Source organism: Vibrio sp. OPT41 (genome assembly GCF_015163595.1).
GTDB classification, from domain to species: Bacteria; Pseudomonadota; Gammaproteobacteria; order Enterobacterales; family Vibrionaceae; genus Vibrio; species Vibrio alginolyticus.
The window spans coordinates 62001-74064 of sequence record NZ_JADDYH010000028.1; the positions used below are offsets into that span (position 1 = coordinate 62001).

Consider the following 12064-nt stretch of genomic DNA (forward strand, 5'->3'; position numbering starts at 1 on the left):
AAACAAGCCAATAGACCCGACTGCCTATTGGCTTCTTTTTTTTTACAAGCGACCTAAAATGCTTGGATAGTTAAATCGGTAAGTTTGTTCAACTATTTGCGATGAACTGCGCTCGTAGTTTTTCAATCTCGTCACGCTTTTGTGCCGCTAACTCAAATTCTAAATCTTGCGCATGCTGATACATCGCTGCCTCCAGTCGACTGATTTCTTTTTCTAGCTGCTGAGGGGACAGTGCCTCGTAAGTTTGCGAAGGCTCCGCCACTTTCGATAATGGTACCTGTTTAGTGTTACGCTGGCGTTTAGACTTAGTGATATCGCCAAGTTCCATGATGTCTTTGATATTTCGTTTGAGCGCTTGTGGCGAAATACCCATTTCTTCGTTGTACGCTTCCTGCTTCTCGCGACGACGGTTAGTTTCATCCATCGCCTTTTTCATTGAGTTGGTGATTCGGTCAGCGTATAAAATCGCCTTACCTTCGATGTTTCGTGCAGCACGACCAATGGTCTGAATGAGTGAGCGTTCAGACCGCAAGAAGCCCTCTTTATCCGCATCCAAAATTGCAACTAACGAGACCTCTGGCATATCCAGGCCCTCTCTCAATAAGTTTATTCCCACCAGCACGTCAAATTCCCCAAGACGAAGGTCACGGATAATTTCCACACGCTCAACAGTATCAATGTCTGAGTGTAAATAACGTACCTTAACATCATGTTCGTGAAGGTATTCGGTGAGATCTTCAGCCATTCGTTTGGTCAGTGTTGTAACCAGAACTCGTTCATCTTTAGCAGCGCGAATACGGATCTCAGACAATAGGTCGTCGACTTGGGTCGCTACTGGGCGAACTTCCAACTCAGGGTCAAGCAAGCCTGTAGGACGAACGACTTGATCCGCCACATCACCCGCCGATTTTTCTAGTTCGTAATTTCCGGGCGTAGCAGAGACGAAAATCGTTTGTGGCGCTAGTGCTTCAAACTCCTCAAACTTCAGTGGACGATTATCCAAAGCTGAAGGTAACCGGAAACCAAACTCCACCAGCGTTTCTTTACGCGAACGGTCGCCTTTATACATGGCACCTATCTGCGGTACTGTCACGTGAGATTCATCGATGATCAACAAGCCATCATGAGGTAAGTAGTCAAACAGGGTTGGTGGCGGCTCACCTTCCGAGCGTCCACTGAGATAACGAGAATAGTTTTCGATACCGGAGCAAAAGCCCAACTCATTCATCATTTCGATATCGAATTGAGTGCGCTGGCTAATTCGCTGCTCTTCCAGTAGCTTGTTGTTATCTAGAAGCTGCTTTTTGCGCACTTCTAGTTCGACTTTAATATTTTCAATCGCTTCAAGAATGCGATCTCTTGGCGTGACATAGTGCGTCTTGGGATAGATGGTATAGCGCGGCAAGTCTCGTTGTTTCACCACGCCTGTCAATGGATCGAACACACTGATGCAATCCACCTCATCGTCAAACATCTCAACGCGCACAGCGTCTTGGTCTGATTCGGCTGGGAAGATGTCAATCACTTCACCTCGAACACGGAATTGGCCACGCTCAAATGCAACGTCATTGCGTGAGTATTGCAGCTCTGCAAGACGGCGTAGCATATCGCGCTGGTCAATCACATCACCGCGACGTAGGTGCAGCATCATTTGTAGATACGATTCAGGATCACCCAAGCCATAGATAGCCGATACCGATGCAACAATAATGGCATCTTTACGTTCTAGTAGTGCTTTTGTAGCAGACAAACGCATTTGTTCTATATGCGCGTTAACTGAAGCGTCTTTCTCTATAAAGGTATCCGTGGTCGGAACGTACGCTTCAGGTTGGTAGTAATCGTAGTAAGAAACAAAATACTCAACCGCATTATTAGGAAAGAATGACTTCATCTCACCATATAACTGAGCAGCAAGCGTTTTGTTTGGCGCAAGTAATATTGCAGGTCGTTGGGCTTGAGCAATCACATTCGCTAGTGTGAAGGTTTTACCTGAGCCTGTGACCCCCAACAAGGTTTGATGTGCTAGCCCAGCATCGAGCCCCTCAAGCAACTGATTGATCGCTCCTGGTTGATCGCCCGACGGCTGATAATCGGAGACCAATTCATAGACTTTACTCATACCCTTCCTCAATTTTACTGCGCTTTGGCTGTATATATATACACCTTAGCTAATGAAATCTACGTCTATCGAGAATTTAACCATCATTGTTAATAAATTTTCTTGTTTGTCTAGAATGCTATAGCCATACAAAAGTGACTCTGATATAGTACTTCGCCCTAGTTGAAGAGCTACACACATTCTTCACATTATAGTTTCCACAACTTTTCCCCAAAAATTAGCTTAAAACTTTCTTATCCCCAAAAGATTGATTTTTATCCACTTTGAATACCTTTTGATTAACATCGATAAACCTCTGTTTTATTTGCTTATTTTACGCATAACTCTGACTAAAAATTCATTAAATAAAAACTTAGTTGCATATCAATTTTCTTTACCCAGATCTCATCAACATACTTATCCACAAATTTAGTGGATAACTAACCTCGAGCCTTTACTGGCAAGCCATACAGAAAAGTAAAGCCCTTAACTCAATATTTTTTTCTAAAAATGTATTTTTTTACTGTTGACAGTAGTTTGAGTGCTCGGTAAGATTCGTCCCGCTTTCAAGCAAAGCAATTCCTCCTTAGCTCAGTTGGTAGAGCGACGGACTGTTAATCCGCAGGTCGCTGGTTCGAGCCCAGCAGGAGGAGCCAGATTATAGAAAAGCCGTGTCGCAAGACACGGCTTTTTTTGTATCTTAATCGCCATGAAATCTAAGCCAATCTAGGCGTCATAAAATCACACCGAAATAAGTTCAAATTACAGAACTCATAACATTGTCATAGATAGTGTTCTCACAGTACCACACATTTAATTCTGTCTCTTTTCTAGCAAAAAACAATCATAACCAATTGAATCTATTATTAATGCAATTTAATCATTGAAAAAATGAAAAGCATTCATTTTACTCATACCAAATAAATCCATACGATTAAAAGGGTTAAGAATGGTTCCGTCCTACTCGTCGCCTCCATTCTAATTATCAATAACTTAGGGATTTACTTATGACTATTCCGACAACTGACATGCTAGATGCATGGGCTGGATTTACTGCTGGTGAATGGCAAAACTCTGTCAACACTCGTGACTTCATCCAAAAAAACTATACACCCTATGAGGGAGACGAGTCTTTCTTAGCCGAGGTTAGCAAATCCACTTCAGCATTATGGAACCAAGTGCTTGAAGGCATAAAACAAGAAAGCCGCACACACGCCCCTATTGATTTTGACACAGACTTGCCCTCAACAATCACTTCCCACGATGCAGGCTACATCAACAAAGATCTGGAAAAGATCGTTGGCTTACAAACTGATCAACCGCTAAAACGTGCAATCATCGCCAATGGCGGGATTCGCATGGTAAAAAACTCGTGCGAAGTTTATGGCCGCGAATTGGATCCAACGGTTGAAAAAATCTTCACTGAATACCGTAAAACTCACAACAAAGCGTGTTTCGACCTTTACACCAAAGAAATTCTAGCCTGTCGTAAATCCGGCATCATCACGGGCCTTCCTGATGCTTATGGCCGTGGTCGTATCATTGGTGACTATCGCCGTCTCGCCCTATACGGTATCGACTTCTTAAAAGCAGACAAAAAAGAACAATACAATTCAACACAAACGTTCTTAGAACAAGGCAACGATCTTGAGAAAACACTTCGTCTTCGCGAAGAAATAGCCGATCAAGTTCAAGCACTTGAAGACATTCGTCAAATGGGTCTGAAATACGGCATTGATATGTCGCTACCTGCAAAAACAGCACAAGAAGCGATCCAATTTACCTACTTTGGCTACCTAGCGGCGGTTAAATCGCAAAACGGCGCAGCAATGTCACTGGGCCGTACTTCGACTTTCCTAGACGTCTATCTAGAGCGCGATATCGCAAACGATTTGATTGATGAATCACAAGCGCAAGAAATGATTGACCACTTCATCATGAAGCTACGCATGGTTCGCTTCCTACGCACACCAGAATACGATTCATTGTTTTCTGGCGACCCAATCTGGGCAACCGAAGCCATGGCAGGTATGGGTGTTGATGGCCGTACACTAGTATCTAAAACGACATTCCGATACTTACATACGCTACATACTATGGGCCCTGCTCCTGAACCAAATATGACGATTCTTTGGTCAGAGCAATTGCCTGAAGCGTTCAAACAATATGCTGCAAAAGTGTCGATTGATACCTCTTCGGTTCAATACGAAAACGACGATCTAATGCGTCCTGATTTCGACAATGACGACTACGCGATTGCCTGTTGTGTGAGCCCGCAGGTTGTTGGTCAGCACATGCAATTCTTTGGTGCACGTGCCAACCTTGCAAAAGCACTGCTTTACACCATCAATGGTGGTATCGATGAAAAATCGAAAGCGCAAGTGGGTCCGGTAGTGGACAAAGTTCAAGATGAAATTCTCGACTTTGACGCTTTGATGCCTCGTTTCGACAATATGTTGGAGTGGCTAGCAACGCAATACGTCACAGCGTTGAACATCATCCATTATTCGCATGACCGTTACAGCTACGAAGCATCACTGATGGCATTGATGGATCGCGACGTGCACCGCACGATGGCGTGTGGTATTGCAGGTCTGTCTGTTGTTGCAGACTCTTTAGCAGCAATTAAATACGCAACCGTGAAACCCGTTCGTGATGAAGATGGCATCGCCGTTGATTTTAAAATCGAAGGTGATTATCCAAAATTTGGTAACAACGATGCCCGTGTTGATGACATCGCTTGTGATCTAGTTGAGCGCTTCATGAAGAAAATTCAGAAGATGCACACCTACCGCGAAGCAGTGCCAACTCAATCGATTTTAACAATCACATCTAACGTGGTTTACGGTAAAAAAACGGGTAATACACCAGATGGCCGTCGCGCAGGTATGCCTTTTGGACCGGGTGCAAACCCAATGCACGGTCGTGATGAAAAAGGGGCGGTTGCGTCTCTGGCATCGGTTTCTAAATTACCGTTCGCTTACGCTAAAGATGGTATTTCTTACACTTTCTCAATTGTGCCTAACGCATTGGGTAAAGATGACTTGAGTCAGAAGAAGAACCTAGCTGCGCTAATGGATGGTTACTTCCATCACGAAGCAAGCAACGAGGGCATTGCGATTGAAGGTGGTCAACACCTTAACGTCAACGTTCTAGACCGAGAGATGTTATTGGATGCGGTTGAACATCCAGAGAAATACCCTCAGTTGACGATTCGAGTGTCTGGTTATGCGGTACGTTTTAACTCTCTAACGACAGAGCAACAGCAAGACGTCATCACTCGTACCTTCACGAGTAAGATATAAACACAGTCCATCAAGCACTCAGAAAGTTTAAATAATTAGCTTGTAAATATACATTGCCCGCCTCTCTTTTCTACCTGGGAGAGGCGGGCTTTTTTTAAAATCACACATTAGATGAAAATTAATAGGTAGTATCCTCTCGCTAACAATACATTCAGCAAACGATTCAATTTCTTATTGATTCATCAAAATAGATCAAATAGACGACTATTTTTCCATCGTGTATGTAAAACCACATCGTTCACTGGTTGTTATTGGTGTCACAAAACACGATAATATCAAGATCGGATTTTAAGAACGTAATAACTATGACCGAATATGTTTTGTTGTTGGTCGGCACTGTGCTGGTGAACAACTTTGTACTGGTGAAGTTTTTGGGCCTATGTCCTTTCATGGGTGTGTCCAAAAAACTGGAAACAGCAATAGGTATGGGCTTAGCGACAACTTTTGTGCTAACGCTCGCGTCAGTGTGTGCGTATTTAGTGGAAAGCTACATCCTTCGTCCACTAGGTATTGAGTACCTTCGAACCATGAGTTTTATTTTGGTGATAGCCGTTGTGGTGCAGTTCACCGAAATGGTTGTGCACAAAACCAGCCCGACGCTTTATCGCTTGCTTGGCATTTTCTTACCGCTGATCACAACAAACTGCGCAGTATTGGGCGTGGCACTTCTTAACATTAATGAAAACCATAACTTTATTGAATCGATCATCTACGGCTTCGGCGCCGCTGTTGGTTTCTCATTGGTGTTGATACTTTTTGCATCCATGCGAGAGCGCATAGCCGCCGCCGACGTTCCTGTACCTTTTAAAGGTGCATCAATAGCAATGATTACAGCAGGTTTAATGTCACTCGCCTTTATGGGCTTTACAGGTTTGGTGAAGTAAGCGATGAGTACGATTTTAATTGCGATTATCGCGTTAGCGGTTCTGGCTGCGATTTTCGGCGCGATACTTGGTTTTGCTTCTATTCGCTTTAAAGTTGAAGCGGACCCTATTGTGGATCAAATCGACGCCATTTTACCGCAAACTCAATGCGGTCAATGTGGCTACCCTGGTTGCCGTCCTTATGCTGAAGCAATTGCAAATGGCGACCACATCAACAAATGTCCCCCTGGAGGCCAGGCAACAATCGAAAAGCTCGCCGACTTAATGGGTGTTGAGCCAGAAGAATCTGCGCACGATCTCGACAGCAAAATTCCAACCGTTGCGTTTATTCATGAAGACATGTGTATTGGCTGCACTAAGTGTATTCAGGCGTGTCCGGTGGATGCAATTGTAGGCGGAACAAAGGCGGTCCATACCGTAATCAAAGACGAATGTACGGGCTGTGACTTGTGTGTTGCCCCATGTCCGACTGATTGTATTGAAATGATTCCTGTGGCAACGACCACAGAAAGCTGGAAGTGGCAACTTCACTCCATTCCAGTACTTAACATTACGGATGCTGCCGACAATGCAGCGAACGTGAAAGATTCAATTAAGTAAGGTTTCACATGTTGTCTTTGATTGAACAAATTCGTACAGGCGCGCTTTGGGATTTCCCAGGTGGTGTGCATCCGGCAGAAAATAAAAAGCAGTCCAACAAAACTGAACTCGCTCATGCGGCTATCCCGTCAGAAATTGTATTGCCGCTAAAACAGCACATTGGTAAAGCGGGTAACCTACTGGTTGCCGAAGGTGACTACGTATTAAAAGGTCAGCCATTAACGCAATCGGAGACCGGCTTTACGGTTCCAGTGCATGCTCCAACATCAGGTACGCTCACCGCGATTGAGCCACGAACTGTCGCGCACCCTTCTGGGTTAAGTGAGTTGTGCGCAGTCATCACGCCTGATGGGAAAGATGCATGGTGTGAAAGAAATCCCGTCGCAGATTACCAACAAGAAACCCCTGACGCACTGATTGATATTATTCGTCTCGCTGGTATTTCTGGTATGGGTGGCGCAGGCTTCCCTACTGCAAAAAAAATCCAATCAGGTTTTGCTCGTACCGAGATTCTTATCGTTAATGCAGCAGAGTGCGAGCCATACATCACGTCTGATGACAAGCTCATGCAAGAATATGCCGAAGAGCTTATTCAAGGTATCGAAATTGTCGAACATATCCTGACACCAAAGCTCACGATTATTGGCATTGAAGACAACAAGCCAGAAGCAATCAAAGCGCTAGAAGCTGCGGCTATAAACAAAGATATCGTTATTCGCGTTATCCCGACTAAATACCCTTCTGGCGGTGAAAAACAGCTGATCAAAATTTTAACCAATAAAGAAGTACCAAGTGGCGCGATTCCAGCCGATATTGGTATTTTGGTTCAGAATGTTGGTTCTCTTTACGCTATAAAACGCGCAGTCATCGACGGTGAACCGATGATAAAGCGCATCGTGACTCTCACTGGTAAAACCTTCAAACAACCACGCAACGTTTGGGCATTGTTAGGGACACCAGTACAAGCACTGTTGGATGAGTTTGGCTATAAAGCAGATAAGAAGTTACAGCGTTTAATTATGGGTGGGCCAATGATGGGCTTTACCCTTCCTCACTCCCAAGTGCCGATTACCAAGACAGCAAACTGTATCCTTGCTCCGACTCGTCGTGAGATCTCTCCGCACCAGTATGAGATGGAATGTATTCGCTGTAGCCAATGTGCAGAAGCGTGCCCTGCTTCGCTGCTGCCTCAACAACTGCAATGGCATGCAAAAGCTGAAGAGTATGACAAACTCGAAGAATTAAACTTAAAGGATTGTATCGAGTGCGGCGCTTGTGCGTTTGTATGTCCAAGTGAAATTCCGCTCGTACAGTATTACCGCCAAGCAAAAGCGGAAATTCGCACCAGAACACAAGAAGCGGAAGCTGCTGAGCGAGCGAAGCTGCGTTTTGAAGAGAAGAAAGCGCGTATGGAACGCGAAAAAGCAGAACGTGAAAATCGCTTTAAGAAAGCAGCCGATCAGCGCCGTAAAGACATGAAATCTTCTGGTGGTGATGATGCGATTGCAGCAGCGATCGCACGAGTGAAAGCTCAAAAGACAGAAACAACAGAAAAAGCAGAGCCAGCCGTTAAACCTGCCGTAGCGGCAGCCATTGCCAAAGCGAAGGCAAAACAGGCCGCAGCCGCTAAAGCAGGCTCTAGTGAACCTGATAACTCAGAAATGGCAAAACTGCGCGAAGAACGCAAACGTCTAGCCCGCGAACGTAAAGCACAAAAAGAGCAAGGCGAAACGCCAGACAATAACGCTGATGATAAAAAATCGGCAGTTTCGGCCGCCATCGCCCGAGCTAAAGCGAAAAAAGCACAACAAGAAGATTCAACTGAATCCGTAGAATCGGAAACGTCTGCACAGCAAGACGGCGATCCGAAGAAAGCCGCGGTTGCTGCTGCCATTGCACGTGCCAAAGCACGCAAAGCGAAGCAAGCAGACTCAACTGAAGCGGAAGAAGCTGAAGCACCTGCTGAGCAAACCGACGATCCGAAAAAAGCCGCCGTGGCTGCTGCGATTGCACGTGCCAAAGCACGTAAAGCGAAGCAAGCAGACTCAATTGAAGCGGAAGAAGCTGAAGCACCTGCCGAGCAAACCGACGATCCGAAAAAAGCCGCAGTTGCCGCTGCAATTGCTCGAGCCAAAGCGCGCAAAGCGAAGCAAGCAGACTCAACCGAAGCGGAAGAAGCTAAAGCACCTGCTGAGCAAACCGACGATCCGAAGAAAGCCGCAGTGGCTGCTGCCATTGCACGTGCCAAAGCGCGTAAAGCGAAACAAGCAGACTCAACTGAAGCGGAAGAAGCTGACGCACCTGCCGAGCAAACCGAAGATCCGAAGAAAGCCGCCGTGGCAGCTGCCATTGCACGTGCCAAAGCACGTAAAGCGAAGCAAGAAACGCAAACTGAGCCTGTTGAAGACGCAACTTCTGAAGAACCAGAAGTGGATCCGAAAAAAGCCGCGGTTGCCGCAGCAATTGCGCGCGCGAAGGCTCGTAAAGCGAAACAAGCAGACTCAACTGAAGCGGAAGAAGCTGAAGCACCTGCCGAGCAAACCGAAGATCCGAAAAAAGCCGCCGTGGCAGCTGCCATTGCACGTGCCAAAACGCGTAAAGCTAAGCAAGAAACGCAAACAGAGCCTGTTGAAGAAGCAACCTCCGAAGAACCAGAAGTGGATCCGAAGAAAGCCGCGGTTGCCGCAGCAATTGCGCGCGCGAAGGCACGCAAAGCGCAACAAGAAGCTAATAAAAATAATACTGAGGAGAACGAGTAGTGTCGTTTTTTATTGCCAGTTCACCGCATACCCACAGTCGTCGTAGTACGCCAGACTTAATGAAATGGGTGGCACTTTGCGCACTTCCAGGTTTAGTAGCTCAAACCTACTTCTTTGGTTGGGGTACGCTTATTCAGCTGATTTTTGCCATTGCAGTCGCTGTATCCCTTGAAGCCTTAGTCATGATCTGTCGTAAACGCTCACCAATGAGAGCGCTACGTGATAACAGTGCAATAGTTACCGCTTGGTTATTAGCCGTTGCTATACCACCATGGTCTCCGTGGTGGATTATGGTGATCGGGCTTATTTTTGCGATAGTAATCGCTAAACACCTCTATGGTGGCCTTGGACAAAACTTATTCAACCCTGCAATGGTCGCTTATGTGGTCTTGTTGATCTCTTTCCCAGTACAAATGACGAGTTGGAGTGCACCGACATCACTCATACCTGATCATGTAAATTTTGCAGATACACTCTCTTTAATTTTTACGGGCTATGATTACGACGGCTTATCACTTCAGCAAGTTCGCTCAGGTGTTGACGGTGTGACAATGGCGACACCACTTGATGCATTTAAGACTGGCATTCTTACAGGTGCCACTCCAAGCGAAGTAATGTCGCAGCCAATATTTGATGGCTTAGGTGGTATTGGTTGGCAATGGGTAAACCTTGCTTACCTTCTTGGCGGGATAGTCATGATCAAAAAGCGTATCATCCAATGGTATATTCCAGCAGGTTTCCTTGCGAGTCTGACTCTGTTTAGCCTAGTGTTCACGTTGCTGACGCCAGGGGAAACTGCGTCGCCAGTTTTACACTTGTTATCTGGTGCAACCATGCTTGGCGCATTCTTTATTGCAACCGATCCCGTTTCGGCGTCTACCACCGTCAAAGGACGTTTAATCTTCGGTGCGCTTATTGGTGCTTTGGTTTTTATCATTCGCAGTTGGGGCGGTTTCCCAGATGGTGTTGCATTTGCAGTGTTGCTTGCAAATATGTGTGTGCCACTGATCGATTACTACACCAAACCTAGAACTTACGGTCACTGAGGTAAACATGTTAACCGCTATTAGAAAAAATGGTCTGACACTCGCGATATTTGCATGTGCAACAACCGGATTAGTCGCCCTTACTCAGTACCTAACAAAAGACCAAATCAAGGTACAAGAGCAAAAACAATTACTTTCTGTTTTGAATCAAGTCATTCCAGAAAACATGCATGACAACGCACTCGCGCAAGCTTGTACAATGGTCACGTCTCCAGATCTGGGGACATTACGTGCGATGCCAGCCTACCTCGCCACGAAGAATGGTGAACCAACAGCAATCGCAATAGAATCTATCGCGCCAGATGGCTACAATGGTGAGATAAAAGTAATTACTGGGATTGATAATCAGGGCAATATTTTGGGGACACGCGTCCTAAACCACCAAGAAACCCCTGGTCTGGGCGATAAAATCGATCTTCGTGTCACAGACTGGATCCTGAGCTTTACAGGAAAACAAGTCACGGAAAACAATTGGAATTCGTGGAAAGTTCGTAAAGATGGCGGAGATTTCGATCAATTTACTGGTGCAACGATCACGCCAAGAGCCGTCGTAAAAGTCGTGCGAAATACCGTTAACTACGTAAACCAATCTCGTGAAGACATTCTTAGCCAGCCGTTAGGCTGTGAAGGAGAGCAGTAATGAATGAGAATAAATTACTGATGAAAAACGGTATGTGGAGTAATAACCCCGCTCTCGTACAACTGCTGGGCTTATGTCCACTGCTAGCGGTTTCTTCCACGATAACCAATGCATTAGGTCTTGGTATTGCAACCTTACTCGTGCTAGTTGGATCCAACGTCACGGTTTCTCTTATTCGTAACTATGTGCCAAAAGAGATCCGTATACCTGTATTCGTGATGATCATTGCCTCACTCGTTACCTGCGTTCAGTTGTTAATGAATGCCTATGCGTACGGTTTGTACCTGTCTCTAGGTATCTTTATTCCTCTGATTGTAACGAACTGTATTATTATTGGCCGAGCAGAAGCTTACGCGTCAAAAAATGATGTTGCACCCGCTGCGCTAGATGGTTTGTGGATGGGCCTTGGTATGACGAGCGTCTTGGTTGTTTTAGGTGCCATGCGCGAATTAATTGGTAATGGCACACTATTCGACGGAGCAGACCTTCTCCTAGGAGACTGGGCTTCAGCTCTACGGATTCAAGTTTTCCAATTTGACAATAGCTTCCTGTTAGCGCTTCTCCCACCTGGTGCATTTATCGGTGTTGGGCTGTTGATAGCGCTCAAAAATGTCATAGATAATTCAATTCAGGCACGTCAACCAAAAGAAGAAAAACCAACCATAGAACGTGCTCGCGTCACTAACGCATAACAAGATAAGGCTCTGTCATAGGAGCCTTTTTCATAAACCG

8 protein-coding genes and 1 tRNA gene are annotated in these 12064 nt (G+C 45.5%); 8 read left to right on the forward strand and 1 reads right to left on the reverse strand.

Annotated elements, in window-relative coordinates; translation table 11 throughout:
- Positions 1 to 88: 88 nt before the first annotated feature.
- Positions 89 to 2119 carry an excinuclease ABC subunit UvrB gene (gene uvrB / locus IQP38_RS12120; RefSeq protein ID WP_017636056.1) on the reverse strand — a complete coding sequence of 677 codons (2031 nt, stop codon included), beginning with the start codon at positions 2117 to 2119 and terminating at the stop codon, positions 89 to 91.
- Between the two features lie 559 nt (positions 2120 to 2678).
- On the opposite strand from uvrB, the gene IQP38_RS12125 reads away from it, so the two are divergent.
- The 8 genes from IQP38_RS12125 to IQP38_RS12160 all read left to right on the forward strand — a co-directional run bounded on the left by IQP38_RS12125 (position 2679) and on the right by IQP38_RS12160 (position 12024).
- A tRNA-Asn gene (locus tag IQP38_RS12125) sits at positions 2679 to 2754 on the forward strand.
- 351 nt (positions 2755 to 3105) lie between these two features.
- On the forward strand, positions 3106 to 5403 hold the full coding sequence (gene pflB / locus IQP38_RS12130) for a formate C-acetyltransferase (protein ID WP_065274718.1): 2298 nt from the start codon (positions 3106 to 3108) through the stop codon (positions 5401 to 5403).
- 305 nt (positions 5404 to 5708) lie between these two features.
- Positions 5709 to 6287: an electron transport complex subunit RsxA gene (rsxA, locus tag IQP38_RS12135; protein WP_005380762.1), complete on the forward strand. Its 579-nt coding sequence runs from the start codon at positions 5709 to 5711 to the stop codon at positions 6285 to 6287.
- Between the two features lie 3 nt (positions 6288 to 6290).
- A complete protein-coding gene (rsxB, locus tag IQP38_RS12140) occupies positions 6291 to 6887 on the forward strand; it encodes an electron transport complex subunit RsxB (protein ID WP_005380760.1) in 597 nt (198 codons plus the stop codon).
- 8 nt (positions 6888 to 6895) lie between these two features.
- Entirely contained in the window at positions 6896 to 9646 is a 2751-nt protein-coding gene (rsxC, locus tag IQP38_RS12145) for an electron transport complex subunit RsxC (protein WP_193837605.1), read from the forward strand.
- Positions 9646 to 10692 carry an electron transport complex subunit RsxD gene (rsxD, locus tag IQP38_RS12150; protein ID WP_005390256.1) on the forward strand — a complete coding sequence of 349 codons (1047 nt, stop codon included), beginning with the start codon at positions 9646 to 9648 and terminating at the stop codon, positions 10690 to 10692. The genes rsxC and rsxD overlap by 1 nt, the downstream gene beginning before the upstream one ends.
- Before the next feature lie 7 nt (positions 10693 to 10699).
- Entirely contained in the window at positions 10700 to 11332 is a 633-nt protein-coding gene (gene rsxG, locus IQP38_RS12155) for an electron transport complex subunit RsxG (protein ID WP_193837606.1), read from the forward strand.
- A complete protein-coding gene (locus IQP38_RS12160) occupies positions 11332 to 12024 on the forward strand; it encodes an electron transport complex subunit E (RefSeq protein WP_005380745.1) in 693 nt (230 codons plus the stop codon). The genes rsxG and IQP38_RS12160 overlap by 1 nt, the downstream gene beginning before the upstream one ends.
- The last annotated feature ends 40 nt before the right edge of the window (positions 12025 to 12064 follow it).